Here is a 21,564-nt window from a genome sequence, read left to right on the forward strand (position 1 = left end):
TATGAACCCTAACTACGGAAAACTTTATCTCATTCCCACGCGTCTTGGAGATAATCCACCGCTAGAAGTCTTACCTATTTCAGTAAAAAAAATTGTTGAAATGGTTGATGATTTTATTGTAGAAAATGAAAAAACTGCGAGACGTTTTATTAAAAAAGTCGATTCAAGAAAACAGCAGTCCATCTTGCACTTTGAAATCCTCAATAAATACACGAAACCTGAAGAAATTCAGAATTTTTTAGATACCTGTAAAGCAGGAAAACCGATGGGATTATTATCTGAAGCCGGTTGTCCCGGTATCGCAGATCCTGGAGCAGATATTGTAAAACTAGCTCATGAGAATGATATTCAAGTGGTTCCTTTGGTCGGCCCTTCATCTATTATACTAGCAATGATGGCCTCGGGTATGAACGGGCAAAGTTTTACATTTAATGGCTATATTCCTATTGATAAATCGGAAAGAAAAGCGACTTTAAAACGTATGGAGCGATTATCATATGAGCACAATCAAACACAACTGTTCATTGAAACACCATATCGCAATAATAAAATTCTTGAAGATATATGTGCAACTTTACACACAAACACAAGAGTATGTGTAGCTTGTGATATTACGCTTCCAACAGAATACATTAAGACAATGACGGTTAATGAATGGAAACATACCAAGATAGATCTTCATAAAAGACCTGCGATTTTTATTATTCACAAAGACTAATAACAGTAGCTTACCATTTATCATTCACACTTATTTTACACTTTTTTGACAATTAATTTACTCGAAAACATTTAATGCTATTCTATATTTGAATTGTATGAACGAGCAAATTAAATAATTATGAAAAAGAATAAAATTATATTAGGTATCGCAATCACAATTTTAACAGTGATTATTTCTAGCACATTTAATTGGAACAGTTCCAAAGGCAATCTATTAGAGGTGACTAATGACGAATTAATGGCTTCAAATTTAGCGGCAGAGGCAGAGGTACCACAAACTGTGAGTGATGAACCAGAATCACGATTTTTCTACAACATAAAAACAAGATATAACGCTATTAAAAAAAGTGACGTAGCCAAAGCCATCTCTATTAACGATTTTTTAAATCAGAAGCAGATGCCACCACTAAACTCTTATCAATCTGTGAGCATTATTATAGTCAAAGACAACAAGCAAACCAATAATATTTCCCTGAGTAAAGACGGTAAACTTTCAAATTCTCAAATAGAACTTTTAAAATCTGCCGATTATTCAACAAATTTTTTAGTAAGAGCAAATTATGAAAAAATAAGCGAAGAAACCTTACAATCAGAATACAACTATTGGAGCCCACACTTAAGCATCGTCCCTGAACATCAAGCTGAATATTTGAGCGATCAAGAGGCGCTATCTTCTTATCTCGAAAAAGGCAGTCAAAAAGCAATTATAAGCAGCATGGAGGACAAATTGAGACCTGTCATGTTGTATTTTACAGTAACTAAAACAGGTGTTGTTTCTAATGTTAGAGTAGAATCAATATCCAATTATCCGCTTTTTGATAAAAAGATGGTAGAACTCATAAATAACATACCAGGAACATGGAAACCAGCAAAAGATTCTAAAGGACAAACAGTTGATCAAGAACTTGTGATTACTTTCGGATCCGGCGGATGCTAAATAAATGCCGCTAATTTAAAAAAAAGGAAAGCTCATTGGCTTTCCTTTTCTATTATATCTTATTCTATAAAATTACAGAATTACTTTAGCTCTCTTGTCGGCTTCAATAAAGGAAGTGTCATACCCTGCAAACTTCTTCATGTAGTATCTCACGGTTGAACCATAGGCATCAGAAACATTTTGGTTACCATAACTTCTCAAATACTTTTTTACACTACCTGGTCCAGCCAAGTGCGCTGCTGCTATGATACCAGACTCAGTTACCAGAATACCATTGATTTGTTTACCTTCAAATCGTTTGATATCTTTTCTTAAAATCCATTTATTACGCTCTGCATTTGCTAAGAACGCTTTTTCCTGAAGTTCTGGGTTGTATAAGAACTGTGTTGGGTTATAAATACCAATCAATTTTAAAGTTTCAGCACCAAACTGATACTTACCTAAATACCCTAAGGTGTTGACTGTAAAATAATTTCCTCTAGATTCTTTAAATGCAACGGCCTCTTTAAACCCATTGTAAGATTTACCTAAATATGGAAAATATGTATGCGTGGAGTGAAATGGATTAGACAATTCAATATTAGAATCGCGATGAGAAGGCACCATATTAAAGGCGATCTCTTTAGAAATATTATAGTCTAACTCCAAACCTTCGGTAGAATAGTCGTCATAATTTAACGAAGATTCTGGCTTTAGTGCCACATAAAGTGTAACACAAATAGCTAAAGGTATTACGAAATAATTACCTACTTTTTTCAACATAATAGCTAATATTCTGAAGTACTAACTGTCCCTAATACAGTACATCAATTTCAGCGTGCAAATATACGCATTTTTTTAAACATTTGAAAATAAGGCGTTAAAGTGTTGTTAAAAGTAGATATAGTGCAGCTTTATGCCATTTTTTACATTGAATTCAATGGTCGGAAATGGCACTTTAATAACATTAATAACGTCAAAAATGGTTCTTAACACTCTTGACTTTGTTTCTATCCTTGATAAATCTACATCTAAACTGAGATAAAATTGACGTTGTCGGTTTTGATTTACGAATAAGTTATCAACGTTTTCATTTTTTCCCGTTAACATTCCATCTGCTCCATAGCCAAAAGCGAGATTGAGCCACCTTGGAATTTTACTTTGTTTAAAGAAGGAATGGAGATTAGCACTGAGCCAATAGGTTTGACCATTGTAATCTTTTAGCATTTCTTCCAAAATGCCTTGACCTAATTTATCAGGACGCCGATTAGCAAAACGTGTTTGATGAAAGGAATACTTAATGGTCACCCGTTGTTCTTCCCAGAGTAATTCTTGTCCGATATACAAACCTGTACCTAAACCGTTCGCGGCCATATCCGACCATGAAAAGCCCCATTCTGAAGAAAAACCGTCAAACATTTCAACTGCAGTTAAGAATCCAAACCCTAAAGTAGCGCCATATAAGAGTTGATTTTTTTTAGCCACACCACTCCAATGAAGTGCATTAGCGCCCACGCGACCCAATTGATAGGCAGAAAAGACATGACCTAACTTATCCATTTGCAGCCATTCATCACTATCATTGATTGTTTTAAATTTTGATCGTGGAAAATCAGCATACCATAATTGATCTAAACCTATTAAGGTTAATGACGCGATTGATGCCTCGGTAATTATTACGACATTTTTGCGAGACGTATTTAAAGTATCACTTGGTGTTAAGAACAATTCAATTTTTGACTGAGCCCATACAGTTTCAGAAAAAAAACAAAATACCAGAAGTATACAATACCTTATCACGATCACCTATTGATACCTTGAGATGACAAGTAGCGTTGATATGCTCTGGCATTAACATTATGCTGAGCTAATGTTTTAGCAAATTTATGATAGCCTAATTTTTTAGCATCGGCAGCAAAATAGAGGTACTTGTGTTTTTCATAATTCAAAACGGCATTAATCGCTGAAATATCAGGCATTGCAATCAGCCCTGGAGGCAAACCAGTATTTTTATAGGTATTGTAAGGAGACTCTATTTCTTTATGCTTATTCAATACACGTTTGATTATGGTGTTCTGGTATTCCGGTAATTGATACGCTGCAAATTTTAGCGTAGGGTCCGCTTGCAATGGCATTCCAATTCGAATTCGATTCATGTAAACCCCAGCAATACGCGGCTGCTCAATAGCTTGCTTTGACTCTTCGTGTACTATTGATGCCATAGTCATGATCTCATCACGAGATAAACCAATAGCCTTGGCTTTGGCCATCCTGTTATCGTTCCAAAAACGATTATACTCTTTGAGCATACGCTCTCTAAATTGTTCTGCCGATGTATTCCAAAAACACTCATAACTATTTGGAATGTACATTCCTAAAGCCGTTTGTTCAGAAAATCCAGATTTTTGAAAAAACGCACTGTCATACATGGCAGTAATTAAACTCAAACTATCAGCTTCTATTTGATTAGCAATTCTTCCTGCCAGTTTTTCTAGTGTTTCCTGATTATTGAAAGAGACTTTAATAGGCAGATTATTACTACGGATGGAGTTAATAATATCATTATTACTCATTCCGTTTTTAATAACATACTTACCTGCTTTCAAATAATTTGTATACTTTTTTCGTGATGCCAATGCATCAAAAGCATCCATATCTTTCAACAAAGGCTCTAACTGACTTCTAACGTCATTATATTCAGCATCAGTTGCTACATATATAAAGGCTTCATCATTAGCGAATTTCGTGTTTGGCGATAGCATCACATTATAAATAGAATATGCAAATATTGCAGCAACCACCAAGCCGATAAGGGCTATTGCCCAAAGTATTTTTTTAATATACATTATTTATAAAAGTATTTGTAATAAGAATTCATTCTTGTAAGAGCCATTAATGTAATTCCAATCTTTTTTAAGGCCGATGACATCAAACCCTTCATTTTTAAACAACTTAAGACTCATTTTATTGTCTTCGGAAATATTGCAATACAATTGATGCATAGACAGTTGCGATTTGCAGTAGCTTTTTAAAAGTTGGAGCGCTTCTTTTCCGTAGCCTTTTTGACGATTATTCGGAGCTTTAATTAATATCCCTACACCTGCCCTTCTGTTTTTAAAATCAAAATCGAAAAGATCTATCATACCTAGTGCCTCATCCTCATGATTACAGATGACCAAACGCAATTGTTTGACTTCAAATATATCTTTATGTGAATGCTCGAGATATTGTTTGATGAGATATTTTGAATAAGGTGTTATCGTATTACTTATCTCCCAAAACCCCTGATCATTCTCAATCTCATGAATAAAATCGAGGTCCTCAGGCTCTAGAGCTCTTAAGTAAATATGTCGTCCTTGTAGTGATTTCATTCAATTATACCTTTAAAAACTAAGTTTGCAGGCCCCATTAACCAAATATTCTTATATCCAGTTACGTCTTTTTCAAAGGACACTTGCAAATTTCCTCCTTGAGTTTTCAAGGTAATACTGTTTTTCTCAGTTTCTTCTAGATAATGCATCGCTATAGCAACGGCTGTAACGCCAGTTCCACAAGATAATGTTTCATCTTCAACACCTCGTTCATAGGTGCGTACTGAAAAATTATTAGCTGAATTCTTATACACAAAGTTTACGTTGCTACCTATCTCCTTGTATGGTTCTCCATAACGAATAGAGCTCCCTTTAGCTTTTACATCCAAATCTTCTAACATTTTCGTCATTTCAACGTGATGAGGAGATCCAGTATCCAAAAAGACATGGTTTTCATGCCCTTCAATTATGTCAACATCTTTCATTTGTATACTCACTAAACCATTTTCTATTTTGGCGTGGTGCAATCCATCAGTAGCTTCAAACGTCGCTTCATTAGAAATTATTCCTAAATGCTGCGCAAAAGCAGTGATGCAACGACCTCCATTTCCACACATCGAACTTTCATTTCCATCCGCATTAAAATAAACCATTTTAAAGTCGTAATTATCGTGATTCTCTAATAATATGAGGCCATCGGCTCCAATACCAAAATGTCTGTCACATAAAAAGGCAATGCGTTTTGTATCTTTTTTGTCAAAGACCAACTGACGATTATCAATCATCACAAAGTCATTTCCAGTTCCTTGATATTTAAAAAATGTCAGTTGCATAAGTGTTGCAAATATAAGAATAATGATGTGATATATTAGCTGTTAAATGAGCGTTAAATGCCACGTTAAAAATCGTTAAAGTTCATTATCAATGTCAATAAATATTTAATTTTAGTCGTTACCTAATTATAAAACAATTTAAACAATGAAAAAGATTTTAACCTTAGTATTTGTTTCGGTGTTAGGTGGTATTATTGCTTTATCAGCCTACACCCTTTTTTATTCAAATCAACAGACAACAGCGCTCACAGATGACTCTTTAGCGCCGCCATTAATTAATGCGCATTTTGATACTAAAACAGCGAATTTAATTACTAAAGAATATACAGATTTTACTATTGCTGCAGAAAACACCATCAATTCTGTAGTACACGTGAAAAATACATCCTTAGTAACCGGGCAACCTACGCTACAAGATTTATTTTTTGGAAGACGTGCCACACCTCGAGCTCAAGTTGGAACAGGAAGTGGCGTAATCATAGACAGAAATGGTTACATTATTACCAACAACCATGTCATTGCAGGTTCCAGTAGTATTTCAGTAACATTAAACGACAATCGTGAATATGAAGCCGAATTAATTGGAACTGATGAAGAAACCGATATTGCATTGTTAAAGATTAATGCAGAAGAAGACTTGCCATCTATTGCATTTGGCGACTCAGACACTGCTAAAGTTGGAGAATGGGTTTTAGCCGTAGGAAATCCGTTTAACCTTACTTCTACAGTAACAGCAGGTATTATTAGTGCGAAATCCAGAGATTTGTCAGCAAATAATTCACAATCCTTTATTCAAACCGATGCAGCTGTAAACCCGGGGAATTCTGGAGGTGCACTCGTAAATGCGAGAGGTGAATTAATTGGTATCAACACAGCGATTAGCTCTCAAACAGGATCATATATTGGCTACTCATTTGCAGTACCAAGTAATATTGCACGTAAAGTCATAGAGGATATTATGGAATTTGGTGATGTCCAGGAGGGTGTTTTAGGTGTAATTGGAGGATCTGTTAATGGTCGATTTGCAGAAGAATACGGCATAGAAACCTCACAAGGGTTTTTCGTTAAAGAGGTTGAAGATAATTCAGGCGCAAAAAAAGCTGGCATTACAAGTGGCGATATTATAAAAAAATTAGATAACGTAGAAATTTCTAAGTTTTCAGATCTGAGCGGATACTTAAAAACTAAGCGCCCTAATGATGTCGTTAATGTCGAGATTTTGAGAGATGATGAACTTAAAGTCGTCCCAGTTAAGCTCTCTAAAAGCGATATTATTAGTGTGGAGTTTCTAGAAATGGAACTGCGGAATCTTCCAACAAAAATTAAAAAAGAAACTGATATTAAAACTGGTGTAATTGTTCAAAGAAACCAAAACGCTTTCCTATACTCCAGACTAGGAATTCGTCCTGGATATATTATAACAGGAATTAATGATATTGAGATTAATACCATTGAGGATATTTCAAAATTTACAGAGAAATATGGCAAAGATGTTCAAGATAACATTTTTAAACTGGAGTATATGGATAGGAACTTCGACAAAAAAGAGGTCATATTTAGATAGACCTAACCCAAGCTACAATTAAACCCTTCAAGTGATAAAATTTGAAGGGTTTTTTATTTTTCAAAATTAGCTTACGAAAACGTTTGAAATATGTTATTTTTGCAAAAATTTTTAAACCACAATACACACTAAACAACACACTATGAGTCTAAACGGAACCTATGAAAAAGAACTCGCTTTTCAGGCAGATCGCCGGAGAGCAACCGTAGAATTTATAAAAATCGTTAGCGACCTGTGGTATGACAAGTCGATCGAACTAGTTATATTCAGAAATCAGCTCATCGATCGTAATGTAAGCGAAATATTAAATTTGCATGAATATGCCGGCGCGTTTGTACAAAAACCTATTTCTATTTTTGATTCTGTTGAAATTGCGCAAGCGATAAAAAACATGGATCTTCCTCCTGCAAAATTAGACATTGGAAAATTGACGTATGAGTTTCATCTCGAAGATCAAAAATACAGTAATGCTACCGGATTTGTTACCGCTAAGTTAAAGGACGCCAAAAAATCAAAAGAGATACAACCCAAAGATGTTGTGCTTTACGGTTTTGGACGTATCGGACGATTAGTGGCCAGAGAATTAATGACAAGAACTGGAAAAGGAAGTCAATTGCGTTTAAGAGCGATTGTTACCCGTGGTGTTATTGATAGTGTTGTTTTAGAGAAAAGAGCATCTTTGTTGAGGAATGATTCAGTTCATGGTGATTTTTCAGGAACAGTTACAGCCGATATAGAAAATAAAGCTTTAATTATTAATGGCACTACAGTTAATGTTATTTCTGCAAACGCACCAGAAGATATAGACTATACTACCTATGGAATTAGCGATGCATTAGTGATTGATAATACTGGTGCCTTTAGAGATGATAAAGCATTGGCAAGGCATTTAAAATCTAAAGGCGTTAATAAGGTATTACTCACGGCCCCTGGAAAAGGAATCCCTAATATTGTTCATGGTGTAAATCACTTAGAACATAATCCCGACAAAGTAGACATCTTCTCAGCTGCGTCTTGTACTACCAACGCAATCACACCAATTTTAAAAGCAGTGGAAGATTCTTTTGGTGTTGTAAGTGGACATTTAGAAACCATTCATGCTTATACAAACGACCAAAATTTAGTAGATAATTTCCATAATAAATACCGTCGTGGTAGAGCTGCAGGACTCAATATGGTTATTACCGAAACAGGAGCTGGACAAGCAGTATCTAAGGCCTTGCCATCCTTAGAAGGTAAATTAACTTCTAATGCCATAAGAGTACCAGTGCCAAATGGATCTTTAGCAATACTTAACTTAGAATTAGAAAAAAAGACCTCAATTGATGGTATAAACACAATTATGAAAAAATATGCTCTTGAAGGCGATCTTGTAGAGCAGATTAAATATGAAATGAGTGATGAGTTAGTCTCTAGTGATATTGTTGGTAGTTCAGCACCTTCAATTTATGATAGTAAAGCGACAATTATGCGTGGTGATGGCAAAAACGTCATACTCTATATTTGGTATGATAACGAATATGGCTACAGCCATCAGGTTATTAGATTGGCAAAGTATATCGCTAAAGTAAGACGTTTTTCATACTACTAGCAGATTGAAACATCCAAAAAAAATTTTGAATCGTATATTAATTAGCCTTGCAAAATGCAAGGCTAATTGTTTATATCAACATAGTATTAAAGACCATAAATTTGATATTAATTATTATATTGTGAACAATTAATTAGCTACTAATATTCAACCAGACCAAAATGAAGATGTTCAAAACACTATTGTTTACTGTACTTGCCCTTTCATACTTTTCAAGCACCATGGCTCAAACTGCCAATAACGAAGAAAAATTGTCCTTAAATAGTGGTACTATAGATAACCAATTTGAATACGTGATTAGACGTTCTAATAGCTGGCAAGAGTACAAAACCGTCAAAAAAACTTGGTTATATGCTCTAAAAGCTCATACTATAGATTCACTGAATGCTGTACATAAAGAATTAAATGACACCCAGGCTGTTGTAGCAGCACAAGCTGGTGAAATTGATAATTTAAAACAAAGTTTAGCTGTTACGAAATCAGAATTGGAGGATACAATTGCTGAAAAAGATAGTATGCAGTTATTTGGCATGCAAATGACCAAACCCAATTATAGCTTGATATTATGGAGTATCGTTGGTGTACTTTTTGCGTTATTACTATTATTTATTTATAAATACAGAAATAGTAATACCATCACGAAGCATGCAAACAAATCACTCGCTGAAACTGAAGAAGAATTTGAAGAGCATAGACGCAATGCTTTAGAACGTGAACAAAAAGTAAGACGTCAGTTGCAAGACATGATTAATGAACAGAAAAAAGGTTAAACCCTTACTCTTATCAAGAATTAAACTTGATCAAACACATCTAGTTTGACGTTAACTCGCAAAGCAACTCGAGGAGTTTCATTTTATTTAATTAAAAATCTGTAATTTCGGTTACAGTTTTTTTTTATGACAATAACTCGAGCAAAACTAAAAGATTTAGATGTGTTAGCCTGCCTTTTTGATGCCTATCGCGTATTTTATAAACAAGAATCTCATGTGACAAGTGCGAAACGTTTTATAAAAAAACGCTTAATCCATAACGATTCTATTATTTATTTGGCTTATCACGATGACAAAGCTGTGGGGTTTACCCAACTCTATCCATTATTCTCTTCTGTTGCAATGAAATCTATGTATCTGCTTAACGATTTGTATGTGGATACAAATTATCGAGGTCAAGGTATTGGTAAAGCCTTAATTAATCGCGCCAAGCATTTATGCCATTCAGAAAACAATAAGGGCTTAGCGATACAAACAGCTCATGATAATCCTGCTCAACATTTGTATGAACAACTCGGCTTTATTAAAGACGTGGATCTACACTTTTTTTGGTCAGCACAAAGCAAAACGCTATGAAATTTAAACACCTTTATCTTATCCTCGCAATTACTGGTTTGGCCTTCACGTGGTTTTATAATATTCAGTTTTATCTTACTGAGACTGACACTTCGTTAATAAATTTTATTAACCTTACCAAAACAACACTTCCAGCACAATCCATTATTGCTGATATTTCTGTTGTTGTTGTAACCTTTTTGGTCTGGATGACTTATGAATCCCGAAAACTAAAGATTAAATATTGGTGGGTCATTTTTCCACTTACCTTTTTAGTAGCTATTGCTTTTAGCTTTCCACTATTTCTCTACATGAGAGCCAATACTTTGGACGCTCAGAAAATAAAAACCCTGTAACACTGAACATCATCAAAAATTGACTTAAAATTGACTAATTAAATTATCTTTGTATCAGCAAAATAACAGTCATGCGCATCGACATACTAACCGTTTTACCAGAATTACTTAAAAGTCCGTTTGAAGCGTCTATTTTAAAGCGCGCAATTGAGGCCGATTTGGTGAGCGTACATCTGCATAATATAAGAGACTACGCAACAGGTGGCTATAAAGCGATTGACGACACTCAGTTTGGTGGTGGTGCTGGAATGGTAATGATGATCGAACCCATCGATAAATGTATTACAAAACTTCAGAATGAACGGGTATATGATGAGATCATATATATGACGCCTGATGGGGAACGATTAACGCAAAGTATCGCAAATCAAGTCTCGTTAAAAGAAAATATTATTATTTTATGCGGGCATTATAAAGGTGTAGATCAACGTGTTCGTGACAAATTTATCACCAAAGAAATTTCAATTGGTGATTATGTCTTGTCAGGGGGTGAACTGGGCGCCGCAGTTTTGTGTGATGCTGTGATAAGATTAATTCCAGGTGTATTAGGGAATGAAACTTCTGCCCTAACCGATTCGTTTCAAGATGGCTTACTAGCACCCCCTATTTATACGAAACCTAGAGAATACGATGGCATGAAGGTGCCAGAAGTACTCTTTAGCGGAAATTTTCCTGAGATTGAAAAATGGAGAGAAGATCAAGCCTATAAACGCACCAAAGAGCGTCGACCAGATTTATTGGACGATTAACATCTTTGTCTTGGGTTAAATGTGTTTTTGATCTGTTTTTATCTTTTGAAGTCTAGCCATAAGTGTTCCTCAAAAAAAGCTGGTAATGAAAGTTTAACACTTCAAATTCTTAAACAGTAAAATCTTCATAAAGCGAGTCAATTATCTACATAGATAAACAACCAAAAAAAAATCATTAATAATTGTAGATTTCCAATTATTACTTATCTTTGCACCCACTTTTAGATTAACCTCTGGCGAAAATCGTGAATGTTGATTTGAAACAACTTATATAAAAAATAAAAAATGAATTCTTTAGTAAAATTTGTACAAGACGAATTTGTAACAAAAAAAGATTTTCCTGAATTTGGAGCTGGTGATACCATAACAGTGTATTACGAAATTAGAGAAGGTGAAAAAGTGCGTACACAGTTTTTTAAAGGTGTCGTATTACAAGTTAAAGGAACTGGTTCATCTCAAACATTTACCATCAGAAAAATGTCAGGAACGATTGGTGTAGAGCGTATCTTTCCAATTAACTTACCTGCACTTCAAAAAATTGAAGTTAACAAAAGAGGGAAAGTTAGAAGAGCAAGAATCTACTACTTTAGAGGACTTACTGGTAAGAAAGCAAGAATTAAAGAAGTTAGAAGAAAGTAATTTTCAACTCCATATAACTAAAAAAGCCTTGACACTGTCAAGGCTTTTTTAGTTATGAACTTTTGTTAATAAGTACAGTTTATAAAATGTGAATATCTATACTCTTAAAAAATTTGGAAATCTTAAACAAAACCCTACTTTAGCTAAACAATTAACAACAAACTTAGTTTGGTTTTGAAATTTATTTTGGATTTATGTTAAATTGTATTTAAAGTAACGTTCTTTAAAATAGTATTGTTTTTTGAGGTCTCGAAGATGGCATGTGTACATATGTTTATTGAGAGGTCATGAAGCTTGAAGTGTATGTTATGTGCAAGCAGAACTTGCGGTTCAGGTGGAAAACTTTGAAAAAGTAACTGGAGTGAAAACTAAGGTGAAAAGGATGAGTAATGTTGGTCGAACAGTCTAACACGCAAGTGAAGGGTATGAGCGTCAAACATCAAGAAAAACAAACTAAACGAAACCGATTCGCAACAAGTCAATACATTTTGAAAGTTACGATAGGTTTCATGACATAGTGAGGCTTGAACCGAAACAAGATGAGGGGACGCAAGTCCAGCTGTCTTGAATTTAACAGCAATGTTGAATAGGTCATGCGGAGCTATTTCAAAAAAGCCATGTCAAAGTAGTTTTGCTACCGTGATATGGCTTTTGTTTTTTATTTTCTCTCCCACTCTAGTAATTTGACCTCAAAACCTTAGTTCATGACACTTCTTTTTATTAATGACAAAACCATTACCGTTAAATCTATTCTGAACACAATCTCATCTAAACTGAATACGACAACTGAAACTTTATTAATTACAATTTTACCGAATCATATATATCAAATATTAATTTTTTAGACTACGAATTCATTGACTGCAATCTTAGTATGGTTAAAGCTAAAAATGCCACTAAAAAAGAAGTGATCTTTAATAATTGTAAGCTTGTCGGATTACCATTTCAGGATTACACCCCCAATCTAATTTCTATTCACTTTATAAAGTCAGAACTTTATTTGTTCTCATTTAATAATCTAAAAATTAAAGCTACAACATTTGACACATGTAAGCTGGAACAAACCGATTTCACAAATACAGATCTCAGTACAAATCCAGAGCAAAATAGATTGAAAAACGCACAATTTTCAAAAGAAAATGCGATTAGACTTCTAACACATTTTCAAATAGATATCAACTAATATTATAATTCCATAGGCCTTTTAAAATTGATGCTAAATCTCTTTCAAGTTATTCATTTCATATTATTAGTTATGGATTAACATCTTTCTATTAATTGAGAGATTCAGATACACTCGAATTTCCAATAGCATCTAGAATTTTGTATATTTGCTCTGCTTAAAAAATAAGCGAATACATTACATTAAATCAAAACTCTTTATGGCAAATACTCCTACAATTATATATACAAAAACAGATGAGGCTCCAGCTCTTGCGACCCAATCCTTATTACCCATTATAAAATCATTTACAAAATCTTCAAATATTAATATTGAAAGTCGCGATATATCCCTTGCCGGACGTGTTCTAGCGAATTTCCCTGATTTTTTAAATGAATCACAACGTGTTCCAGATGCTTTAACAGAATTAGGTGAATTGGCTAAGAGTCCAGAAGCAAACATTATCAAACTACCAAATATTAGTGCGTCTATACCACAATTAAAAGCCGTTATTAAAGAATTACAAAATCAAGGCTATGCCTTACCAAATTATCCAGACGAACCTCAAAATGACGAAGAAAAGGCTCTCAAAGTTCGTTATGATAAAATCAAAGGAAGTGCCGTTAATCCTGTTCTTCGTGAAGGAAACTCTGATAGGCGAGCACCCAAGGCAGTGAAGAATTTCGCAAAGATGAATCCCCATTCCATGGGAGCATGGTCGTCAGATTCTAAAACTCATGTGTCTACGATGACTCATGGTGATTTTGCGCACAATGAAAAATCTGTAACATTGCGAGAGGCAACAACTGTAAAAATTGTTCATACTGATACTTCTGGGAGCGCAACGGTACTAAAAGAGAGTTTTCCCTTATTAGCAGGCGAAATCATAGATGCGACAGTAATGAGCAAAAAAGCTTTACTTGCATTTTTAGATGAACAAGTAGAAGATGCTTTAGATAAAAGTGTATTGTTTTCATTGCATATGAAAGCAACGATGATGAAAGTCTCAGATCCAATTATTTTTGGACATGCTGTTCGTGTATTTTTTAAAGATTTATTTGAAAAGCATGGAGACACTTTTGATTCTATAGGTGTCGACGTTAAAAACGGTTTTGGTAACCTTCTAGAAAAATTAAGTGAATTGCCTGAAAGTAAGCGTGATGAGATTAGAGAAGACATAAGGTTTGCTTTAGATCATGGACCAGATTTAGCAATGGTGAATAGTGATCGTGGTATCACAAATTTACATGTACCTAGTGATGTGATTATTGATGCCTCAATGCCTGCTATGATTCGTACCTCTGGCCAAATGTGGAATGCTGAAGGAAAACTACAAGACACGAAAGCGGTGATTCCAGATAGCAGTTATGCCGGAATATATGCAGCAACTATTGATTTCTGTAAAAAGCATGGTGCTTTTGATCCTACAACAATGGGAACAGTTCCTAACGTTGGATTAATGGCACAAAAAGCGGAAGAATATGGGTCGCATGATAAAACTTTTGAAATCACTACCAAGGGTACTGTAAATGTTATAGATGAATCAGGAGCTATCTTAATTTCTCATAAGGTGGAACAAGGAGATATCTGGAGAATGTGCCAAGTAAAAGACGCACCTATTCAAGACTGGGTAAAACTAGCAGTAACTAGAGCCAGAGCTTCACAAACGCCAGCAGTATTTTGGCTCGATAAAAAGAGAGCACATGATGCTGAAATAATTAAAAAAGTGAATCAATATCTCCCAAATCATGATACTGATGGTTTGGATATCAGAATCCTATCTCCTATCAAAGCGACTGAATTTACACTAGATCGCGTCAAAGCTGGACAAGACACCATATCAGTAACAGGAAACGTATTACGCGACTATTTAACCGATTTATTTCCAATTTTAGAATTAGGCACAAGTGCAAAGATGTTATCAATTGTACCTTTAATGAATGGTGGTGGCTTATTTGAAACTGGTGCTGGTGGATCTGCTCCCAAGCATGTTCAGCAATTTGAGCAGGAAAATCATTTACGATGGGACTCTTTAGGCGAATTCTTAGCCTTAGCCGTATCTTTGGAGCACTTCGGAAACATCAATGACAACGATAAAGCTAAAATTCTTTCAGAAACGCTTGATGATGCCACTGAAAAATTACTCACCAACGGAAAATCTCCTTCGAGAAAAGTGATGGAATTAGACAATAGAGGAAGTCACTTCTATCTGGCTTTATTCTGGGCTGAAGCATTAGCTAATCAGACTAAAAATGCAGATTTGAAGAATGAATTTACCAAGGTATATAAAAACTTAAAAGATAACGAAGCTAAAATCATTGAAGAATTGAATTCTGTTCAAGGTCAGCCAGTTGATATAGGTGGTTACTATGCACCTAACGACGATTTATCAGCAAGAGCAATGAGACCAAGTGATACATTAAATAAGATATTAAATTAAAATACTGAGACCGTTTAAAAACGGTCTCTTTTTTTCTCTTATCCAAAATGACCAAAAAAGATTTAACAGATTGCTACAATCGTATTGCACCTTATATTCACAATACACCAGTTTTGACGTCCAGTCTAGTGAATCAAGCCGTGGGAGCTAATGTTTATTTTAAATGTGAGAACTTTCAAAAAACAGGTGCTTATAAAATGCGTGGCGCTACTAACGCTATCTTACAATTAACAGAGGAACAACGATCTAAGGGCGTAGTGACCCACTCATCGGGAAATTTTGCGCAGGCTTTATCAAAAGCAGCTCAAAATTTAAACGTTAAAGCTACAATTGTAATGCCTTCAAATTCTCCGATAGCTAAAAAAAACGGGGTCGTAACTTATGGTGGAACAATTTTAGAATGCGAACCAACAATAGAAGCGCGTCAAGGTCTGGCAGATAAAATTGTTGCCAAAACAGGTGCAACATTTATCCATCCATCTAATGATATTAATGTCATCTTAGGTCAAGGTACGGCGTGCTATGAATTATTAAAAGAATATCCAGATTTGGAGATTGTTGCTTGTCCGGTTGGCGGCGGTGGATTAATTGCGGGTTCAGTATTAGCTGCCAAATATTTATCTGATGATTGTAAAGTTATAGGAGGAGAACCCTTTGAAGCAGATGATGCATATCGTTCTTTAATTAGTGGGCAAATTGAAACCAACGATACCGCAAATACAATAGCAGACGGTTTAAGAACTCAGCTGGGGCATCATAACTTTCCTATTATTAAGAATCATGTAGATCGTATCATTAGAGTCACGGAAGAAGAAATTATTGAAGCCATGCGTTTTATTTGGGAGCGAATGAAAATTATTATCGAACCTTCCAGTGCCGTAACTTTCGCTGCAGTCTTAAAAGACAAAGCACAATTAAAAGGACAAAAAATAGGTATTATCATCTCTGGAGGTAATGTGGATGTCAACAACTTACCTTTTAATATTTAATTAACTTTTGATGCTACACATGTGAGAATGTTCTTTCTTAATTTTGTAAAATGATGACAATTAAGAACAAAGCCCTACTGCTCATTGTACTATGTGTTAATATAATCTTTGCCCAAGATAAAGTTACATTAAGTGGAACAATCACTGATTCAGGTAGTAACGAAACCCTCATTGGAGTAAATATTATTTTTCCTGAATTAAAAACCGGAACCAATACTAATGAATATGGATTCTATTCAATATCATTACCGAAAGGCACCTACAAAATGCAGATTAGTTATCTGGGTTATACTACTATTATTGAAACCATTACATTTTCAGAAGATAAGGTCGTTAATTACAAATTGGTCGAAAACTCTGAAAGTCTAGACGAAGTAGTGATTAAACAAGATGTTGAAAAACTAAACATCAAAAAACCTCAGATGAGTGTCAATGCGCTATCCATAAACACCATTAAACAAATGCCTGTGGTGCTTGGCGAAGTTGATGTTATAAAATCTATTACCTTGCTTCCTGGTGTCACCAATGCAGGTGAAGGATCTTCGGGATTCAATGTCCGAGGAGGTTCTGTAGATCAAAATTTAATTCTCTTAGATGAAGCCACTATTTTTAATTCATCACACCTTTTTGGGTTCTTTTCTGTATTTAACCCAGATGCGATTAAAGATATCAAACTATATAAAGGTGGTATCCCAGCCAAATATGGAGGCCGAGTATCATCCGTTCTTGATATTTACCAAAAAGATGGCAATAGTAACGAATTCCATATGAATGGTGGTATCGGAATCGTTTCCAGCAGATTACTCGCGGAAGGCCCTATAAAAAAAGGAAAAGGCTCCTTTCTATTTGGTGGTAGAAGTAGCTACGCCCATTTATTCTTGCCGTTATTTGACATTGATAATATTGCCTATTTTTACGATCTTAATACCAAATTAAGTTACCGTTTGAATGATAAAAACAGTATCTACCTCTCTGGCTACTTCGGTAGAGATGTGTTTAATATTTCCAATAGTTTTGAAAACACCTATGGTAATACGGTTGTGAATTTTAGATGGAATCACCTCTTTTCAGACCGATTATTTTCTAATATGTCGCTAATCTACTCTGACTATTACTACGGACTCAATCTCAACTTTGTCGAATTTGAATGGGATTCTGGAATTCAAAATTTTAACTTCAAATACGACTTAAAGCATTATATCAATAACAATTTTAAACTAGAATACGGGCTAAACAGTATCTATTATAAATTTAACCCTGGAGATATTAAACCTTCCACTCCTACTTCGGGTATCAATCCGTTCAAATTAACAGATAAGTATGCTTTTGAAAATGCTGTTTATATAGATGCTGAACACCAAATAACCGATAAACTAGCTTTGTCTTACGGTTTGAGATTCAGTTCTTTTCTTAGATTAGGACAAGATGAGTTGAATATTTATGAAGATAATAATCCTGTTGCATATAATGAAACGCTTCAAGTGTATGAAAAAGCAACGCCTATTGGCACAGAAAGTTTTAATCGCAGTAATGTGATCGAATCGTTCGCTAACATAGAACCTCGCTTCTCCATAGCCTATCAACTTAATGACCAATCCTCAATTAAAGCGAGTTATAATAGAATGACTCAGTATCTACATTTACTTTCAAATACATCATCTCCGACACCGTTAGATGTATGGACGCCGAGTGGTAAATATATCGAACCTCAATTACTAGATCAAGTAGCTCTTGGCTACTTCAAATCTTTCAAGGATAATGCATATACACTGGAAGTAGAAACGTTTTATAAAAAGATTCAAAATCGAATTGACTATATAGATGGCGCAGATCTTGTCGCAAATAATGCGATTGAACAAGTAATTTTAAATGGTCGGGCAAGAGCTTACGGATTAGAAATTTTATTAAGAAAAAACGAAGGCCGATTTAAAGGTTGGCTGGCTTATACCCTCTCAAAATCTGAACAGCAAACTGAAGGCAGAACTCTTTTCGAAGCCGGTATTAATAATGGCGATTGGTATAATACGCCTTTTGATAAAACCCATGATATTTCCTTAACTGCCAGTTATGAATTAAATGATAAATGGACTTTTGGCAGTAATTTCCTCTTTCAAACAGGATTACCTACCACTTTTCCCAACGGCCAATATCAATTTAATGGTATCACGATTCCAAATTATGAAGCCAGAAATTCTAGCCGACTACCAACCTATCACCGATTAGATATTTCAGCAACATACACACCTAAACAGGACTCCACAAAACGATGGAAAGGGGAATGGGTATTCGGTCTATATAATATGTATAACAGAAGAAACGCAGCGTCCATCTCCTTCGGAGAAAACAGAAATACAGGACGTAATGAAGCAACACGATTAGCAATTTTCGGCATTGTACCCTCTGTTTCTTATAACTTTAAATTCTAGACAATGAAAAAATATGTATACATACTTCTAAGTGTTATGATCTTCTCTTGTGAAGACGTCATAGATGTCAATCTCAATACTGCCCAGCCTCGATTAGTGATTGATGCATCACTAAATTGGTTCAAAGGTACTGTTGGTAATGAACAAGAAATTAAACTTACATTAACAGCACCATTCTTTGATGCCGAAGTTCCACCAGCTACTGGCGCAGAAGTAAGAGTCATAAAAGCAAGTGATGACGTGTTTATATTTACTGAAGTTGGCAGTACAGGTGTATATATGAACTCTAATTTTATTCCTCAATTAGATGAGACCTATGAGTTAGAAATTATCTATGAAGGTGAAACCTACCGAGGAACTGAAACGATGAATTCAGTGGTAGAAGTAGAATTTGTAGAACAAAATGATGAGGGTGGTTTTTCTGGCGAAGAGACAGAACTAAAAGCATTTTACACCGATCCAGCTGATGAAGACAACTACTATTTCTTTGAGTTTATCAGTGATATTCCTGTAATTCCAACCCTCGAAGTGTATGATGATGAATTTACGGACGGTAATCAAATTTTTGGATTTTACACAGAGGAAGATTTAGAAACAGGTGATATAGTTGTGATCAAAAACTATGGTGTCTCTGAACGGTTTTACGAATTTATGTTCTTATTGCTTCAACAAAACAACGACGAAGGAGGTGGTCCATTTGAAACGCAACCTGCGACAGTCCGCGGTAATTGTATTAATGAAACCAATCCTGAGAATTATCCCTTAGGTTATTTTAGAGCTTCAGAAGCCTCTGAATTCATTTATACGATTCAATAATTATCTTAAATCATAAGCACTAATCTTGTTTTGGGCGTTACGTTTTGATATGTTTAATCAAAACGTCTTGCTATACGCTGTATCTTTTTGTGCATCAACACAAAAAGGATGTCGCTACTATCACTAACGCAAAATAAAAAAATACCTATTTTTACACTATGACATTCACAAAAACAACCGAGCAAGATTCAAATTATAATCATTTAGAACAAATGAGTATATCTGAATTGCTAATCAATATAAATAAAGAGGACAAATCAGTGCCTCTGGCTGTAGAAAAATCCATTCCTCAAATTGAGGTATTAATAGCACAAATAGTTGCCAAATTAAACTCAGGTGGTCGCCTTTTTTACATTGGCGCTGGAACGAGCGGAAGGTTAGGAATCTTAGACGCCTCTGAATGTCCTCCAACCTTTGGGGTCTCTCATGACATGGTCATCGGTCTCATTGCTGGTGGTGATACAGCCATTAGAAAGGCTGTTGAATTTGCCGAAGACTCCACAACCCAGGGATGGAAAGACTTACAAACTTTTAATGTTTCAAAAAACGATATCGTTATTGGGATTGCAGCTTCAGGAACGACACCATATGTGATTAGTGCATTAGAAACATGTAACTCAAAAAAAATTATTACTGCTTGTATTACCTGTAATAAAAATAGCCCTTTATCAAAGGTGTCTCAATATCCTATTGAAGTCATTGTTGGTCCGGAATTTATCACAGGAAGTTCTCGCATGAAAGCAGGTACTGCTCAAAAATTAGTCTTGAATATGATCACTACGGCCACAATGATTAAACTCAACAAAGTGAAAGGAAATAAGATGGTAGATATGCAATTGAGCAATAACAAATTGGTCGACAGAGGTACTAAAATGATCATGACAGAACTAGATATTGATAGATCCGAAGCCAAGCGTCTACTGAATCAATATAAAAATGTACGTTCTGCAATTCAAAACTATAGAAATGGAAACTGAAACGAAACGAACTGACAAAGATGTACTTGTCAAAGGCATTAAAACTATGGGCATAACACTAGTACTTATGTTTCTAGGCCCGACCCTTTTTTATGTCGGATTGAGTAATCCTGATAAGCCCTTATATATTCCTATTCTCATTATAGCTTCAATACTCTGCATTCTAGCCATCTACTTTGGCTTTAAAGGATTAAAAACGATTATGGATAGTATGTTTAAAAATACTTAGACAATCTATCTATTTCTTTTCATTAAAAACCCAAACTTATAAACAACAAAAAACCCTTATCATATAATTATGATAAGGGTTTCAAAAAAGGCGACGACCTACTCTCCCACAAATGCAGTACCATCGGCGCAAATGGGCTTAACTTCTCTGTTCGGAATGGTAAGAGGTGAGCCCCATCGCTATAATCACCTTAAATCTTTCGGTGTATGTAAATAAGATTTACTTAACCGTATAAAATAACATATTGAAAAAAAATATCATAAAAATAAATTGTAACTCAAAAAAACAGGCGTACAATAAGCCTATGGGTTATTAGTACTACTCGGCTATGACATTACTGCCTTTACACCTATAGCCTATCAACGTGGTAATCTTCCACGACCCTTTAAAGAAATCTCATCTTGTGGTAGGTTTCGCGCTTATATGCTTTCAGCGCTTATCCTTTCCCAACGTAGCTACCCAGCAATGCTCCTGGCGGAACAACTGGTACACCAGAGGTTAGTCCAACTCGGTCCTCTCGT

Annotated in this window: 21 protein-coding genes and 2 rRNA genes (1 of these 23 only partly in view); 16 read left to right on the forward strand and 7 right to left on the reverse strand. The window is 35.0% G+C overall.

Features of this window, described 5'->3' with window-relative positions:
- Position 1: 1 nt before the first annotated feature.
- Both BLT57_RS11870 and BLT57_RS11875 read left to right on the forward strand, forming a co-directional pair.
- On the forward strand, positions 2–718 hold the full coding sequence (locus tag BLT57_RS11870) for an SAM-dependent methyltransferase (RefSeq protein WP_091425939.1): 717 nt from the start codon (positions 2–4) through the stop codon (positions 716–718).
- A 120-nt stretch (positions 719–838) separates the two neighbouring features.
- Positions 839–1,657 carry an energy transducer TonB gene (locus BLT57_RS11875; protein ID WP_091425940.1) on the forward strand — a complete coding sequence of 273 codons (819 nt, stop codon included), beginning with the start codon at positions 839–841 and terminating at the stop codon, positions 1,655–1,657.
- A gap of 72 nt (positions 1,658–1,729) precedes the next feature.
- Here BLT57_RS11875 and BLT57_RS11880 read toward each other — a convergent pair whose 3' ends face one another.
- The 5 genes from BLT57_RS11880 to dapF all read right to left on the reverse strand — a co-directional run bounded on the left by BLT57_RS11880 (position 1,730) and on the right by dapF (position 5,780).
- Entirely contained in the window at positions 1,730–2,419 is a 690-nt protein-coding gene (locus tag BLT57_RS11880; RefSeq protein ID WP_091425942.1) for a peptidoglycan-binding protein LysM, read from the reverse strand.
- A 108-nt stretch (positions 2,420–2,527) separates the two neighbouring features.
- Positions 2,528–3,364 carry a DUF2279 domain-containing protein gene (locus BLT57_RS11885; protein ID WP_231928693.1) on the reverse strand — a complete coding sequence of 279 codons (837 nt, stop codon included), beginning with the start codon at positions 3,362–3,364 and terminating at the stop codon, positions 2,528–2,530.
- Positions 3,365–3,438: 74 nt separating this feature from the next.
- Positions 3,439–4,482, reverse strand: coding sequence for an endolytic transglycosylase MltG (gene mltG / locus BLT57_RS11890; RefSeq protein WP_091425943.1), 1,044 nt, complete (start codon positions 4,480–4,482; stop codon positions 3,439–3,441).
- Positions 4,483–4,485: 3 nt separating this feature from the next.
- Positions 4,486–5,007 carry a GNAT family N-acetyltransferase gene (locus tag BLT57_RS11895; RefSeq protein ID WP_091425945.1) on the reverse strand — a complete coding sequence of 174 codons (522 nt, stop codon included), beginning with the start codon at positions 5,005–5,007 and terminating at the stop codon, positions 4,486–4,488.
- Positions 5,004–5,780 (reverse strand): diaminopimelate epimerase, encoded by a 777-nt coding sequence (gene dapF / locus BLT57_RS11900; protein WP_091425947.1) that lies wholly within the window; start codon positions 5,778–5,780, stop codon positions 5,004–5,006. The genes BLT57_RS11895 and dapF overlap by 4 nt, the downstream gene beginning before the upstream one ends.
- A gap of 145 nt (positions 5,781–5,925) precedes the next feature.
- Here dapF and BLT57_RS11905 point away from each other — a divergent pair, with 145 nt between their 5' ends.
- From BLT57_RS11905 to BLT57_RS11970, 14 genes are all read left to right on the forward strand, one after another.
- Positions 5,926–7,344 carry a trypsin-like peptidase domain-containing protein gene (locus tag BLT57_RS11905; protein WP_091425949.1) on the forward strand — a complete coding sequence of 473 codons (1,419 nt, stop codon included), beginning with the start codon at positions 5,926–5,928 and terminating at the stop codon, positions 7,342–7,344.
- A gap of 142 nt (positions 7,345–7,486) precedes the next feature.
- Positions 7,487–8,935, forward strand: a complete 1,449-nt coding sequence (locus BLT57_RS11910; protein ID WP_091425950.1) for a glyceraldehyde-3-phosphate dehydrogenase — start codon at positions 7,487–7,489, stop codon at positions 8,933–8,935.
- A 167-nt stretch (positions 8,936–9,102) separates the two neighbouring features.
- A complete protein-coding gene (locus tag BLT57_RS11915; protein ID WP_369825373.1) occupies positions 9,103–9,705 on the forward strand; it encodes a tRNA (guanine-N1)-methyltransferase in 603 nt (200 codons plus the stop codon).
- A 126-nt stretch (positions 9,706–9,831) separates the two neighbouring features.
- Positions 9,832–10,281 carry a GNAT family N-acetyltransferase gene (locus BLT57_RS11920; protein WP_091425953.1) on the forward strand — a complete coding sequence of 150 codons (450 nt, stop codon included), beginning with the start codon at positions 9,832–9,834 and terminating at the stop codon, positions 10,279–10,281.
- Positions 10,278–10,616, forward strand: a complete 339-nt coding sequence (locus tag BLT57_RS11925; RefSeq protein ID WP_091425954.1) for a DUF2834 domain-containing protein — start codon at positions 10,278–10,280, stop codon at positions 10,614–10,616. The genes BLT57_RS11920 and BLT57_RS11925 overlap by 4 nt, the downstream gene beginning before the upstream one ends.
- A gap of 71 nt (positions 10,617–10,687) precedes the next feature.
- Positions 10,688–11,365 carry a tRNA (guanosine(37)-N1)-methyltransferase TrmD gene (gene trmD / locus BLT57_RS11930; RefSeq protein ID WP_091425955.1) on the forward strand — a complete coding sequence of 226 codons (678 nt, stop codon included), beginning with the start codon at positions 10,688–10,690 and terminating at the stop codon, positions 11,363–11,365.
- A 285-nt stretch (positions 11,366–11,650) separates the two neighbouring features.
- Positions 11,651–12,004 (forward strand): 50S ribosomal protein L19, encoded by a 354-nt coding sequence (gene rplS / locus BLT57_RS11935; RefSeq protein ID WP_091425957.1) that lies wholly within the window; start codon positions 11,651–11,653, stop codon positions 12,002–12,004.
- Positions 12,005–12,800: 796 nt separating this feature from the next.
- Positions 12,801–13,187, forward strand: coding sequence for a pentapeptide repeat-containing protein (locus BLT57_RS11940; protein ID WP_255361783.1), 387 nt, complete (start codon positions 12,801–12,803; stop codon positions 13,185–13,187).
- A gap of 199 nt (positions 13,188–13,386) precedes the next feature.
- Entirely contained in the window at positions 13,387–15,606 is a 2,220-nt protein-coding gene (locus tag BLT57_RS11945; RefSeq protein ID WP_091425961.1) for an NADP-dependent isocitrate dehydrogenase, read from the forward strand.
- A gap of 47 nt (positions 15,607–15,653) precedes the next feature.
- Positions 15,654–16,595, forward strand: a complete 942-nt coding sequence (locus tag BLT57_RS11950) for a threonine/serine dehydratase (protein WP_091425962.1) — start codon at positions 15,654–15,656, stop codon at positions 16,593–16,595.
- A gap of 53 nt (positions 16,596–16,648) precedes the next feature.
- On the forward strand, positions 16,649–19,021 hold the full coding sequence (locus BLT57_RS11955) for a TonB-dependent receptor (RefSeq protein ID WP_231928803.1): 2,373 nt from the start codon (positions 16,649–16,651) through the stop codon (positions 19,019–19,021).
- 3 nt (positions 19,022–19,024) lie between these two features.
- Entirely contained in the window at positions 19,025–19,837 is an 813-nt protein-coding gene (locus BLT57_RS11960) for a DUF4249 family protein (RefSeq protein ID WP_091425966.1), read from the forward strand.
- Between the two features lie 158 nt (positions 19,838–19,995).
- On the forward strand, positions 19,996–20,814 hold the full coding sequence (gene murQ, locus BLT57_RS11965) for an N-acetylmuramic acid 6-phosphate etherase (protein ID WP_091425968.1): 819 nt from the start codon (positions 19,996–19,998) through the stop codon (positions 20,812–20,814).
- Positions 20,804–21,043, forward strand: a complete 240-nt coding sequence (locus BLT57_RS11970; RefSeq protein ID WP_091425970.1) for a DUF6095 family protein — start codon at positions 20,804–20,806, stop codon at positions 21,041–21,043. The genes murQ and BLT57_RS11970 overlap by 11 nt, the downstream gene beginning before the upstream one ends.
- An 85-nt stretch (positions 21,044–21,128) precedes the next feature.
- Here BLT57_RS11970 and rrf read toward each other — a convergent pair.
- Together rrf and BLT57_RS11980 are read right to left on the reverse strand one after the other, a co-directional pair.
- Positions 21,129–21,236, reverse strand: a 5S ribosomal RNA gene (rrf, locus tag BLT57_RS11975).
- Between the two features lie 99 nt (positions 21,237–21,335).
- A 23S ribosomal RNA gene (locus BLT57_RS11980) occupies positions 21,336–21,564 on the reverse strand (it continues 2,604 nt past the right edge of the window).

The organism is Formosa sp. Hel1_31_208, from assembly GCF_900104785.1.
Taxonomy (GTDB): domain Bacteria; phylum Bacteroidota; class Bacteroidia; order Flavobacteriales; family Flavobacteriaceae; genus Psychroserpens.

Coding starts and splice junctions, on each gene's coding strand:
- BLT57_RS11970 (WP_091425970.1), top strand. CDS start 20,804: ATGGAAACTGAAACGAAACGAACTGACAAAGATGTACTTGTCAAAGGC.
- rplS (WP_091425957.1), top strand. CDS start 11,651: ATGAATTCTTTAGTAAAATTTGTACAAGACGAATTTGTAACAAAAAAA.
- BLT57_RS11895 (WP_091425945.1), bottom strand. CDS start 5,007: ATGAAATCACTACAAGGACGACATATTTACTTAAGAGCTCTAGAGCCT.
- BLT57_RS11880 (WP_091425942.1), bottom strand. CDS start 2,419: ATGTTGAAAAAAGTAGGTAATTATTTCGTAATACCTTTAGCTATTTGT.
- BLT57_RS11905 (WP_091425949.1), top strand. CDS start 5,926: ATGAAAAAGATTTTAACCTTAGTATTTGTTTCGGTGTTAGGTGGTATT.
- BLT57_RS11925 (WP_091425954.1), top strand. CDS start 10,278: ATGAAATTTAAACACCTTTATCTTATCCTCGCAATTACTGGTTTGGCC.
- BLT57_RS11955 (WP_231928803.1), top strand. CDS start 16,649: ATGACAATTAAGAACAAAGCCCTACTGCTCATTGTACTATGTGTTAAT.
- BLT57_RS11910 (WP_091425950.1), top strand. CDS start 7,487: ATGAGTCTAAACGGAACCTATGAAAAAGAACTCGCTTTTCAGGCAGAT.
- BLT57_RS11945 (WP_091425961.1), top strand. CDS start 13,387: ATGGCAAATACTCCTACAATTATATATACAAAAACAGATGAGGCTCCA.
- BLT57_RS11915 (WP_369825373.1), top strand. CDS start 9,103: ATGTTCAAAACACTATTGTTTACTGTACTTGCCCTTTCATACTTTTCA.
- murQ (WP_091425968.1), top strand. CDS start 19,996: ATGACATTCACAAAAACAACCGAGCAAGATTCAAATTATAATCATTTA.
- BLT57_RS11875 (WP_091425940.1), top strand. CDS start 839: ATGAAAAAGAATAAAATTATATTAGGTATCGCAATCACAATTTTAACA.
- mltG (WP_091425943.1), bottom strand. CDS start 4,482: ATGTATATTAAAAAAATACTTTGGGCAATAGCCCTTATCGGCTTGGTG.
- BLT57_RS11950 (WP_091425962.1), top strand. CDS start 15,654: ATGACCAAAAAAGATTTAACAGATTGCTACAATCGTATTGCACCTTAT.
- BLT57_RS11870 (WP_091425939.1), top strand. CDS start 2: ATGAACCCTAACTACGGAAAACTTTATCTCATTCCCACGCGTCTTGGA.
- BLT57_RS11920 (WP_091425953.1), top strand. CDS start 9,832: ATGACAATAACTCGAGCAAAACTAAAAGATTTAGATGTGTTAGCCTGC.
- trmD (WP_091425955.1), top strand. CDS start 10,688: ATGCGCATCGACATACTAACCGTTTTACCAGAATTACTTAAAAGTCCG.
- dapF (WP_091425947.1), bottom strand. CDS start 5,780: ATGCAACTGACATTTTTTAAATATCAAGGAACTGGAAATGACTTTGTG.
- BLT57_RS11960 (WP_091425966.1), top strand. CDS start 19,025: ATGAAAAAATATGTATACATACTTCTAAGTGTTATGATCTTCTCTTGT.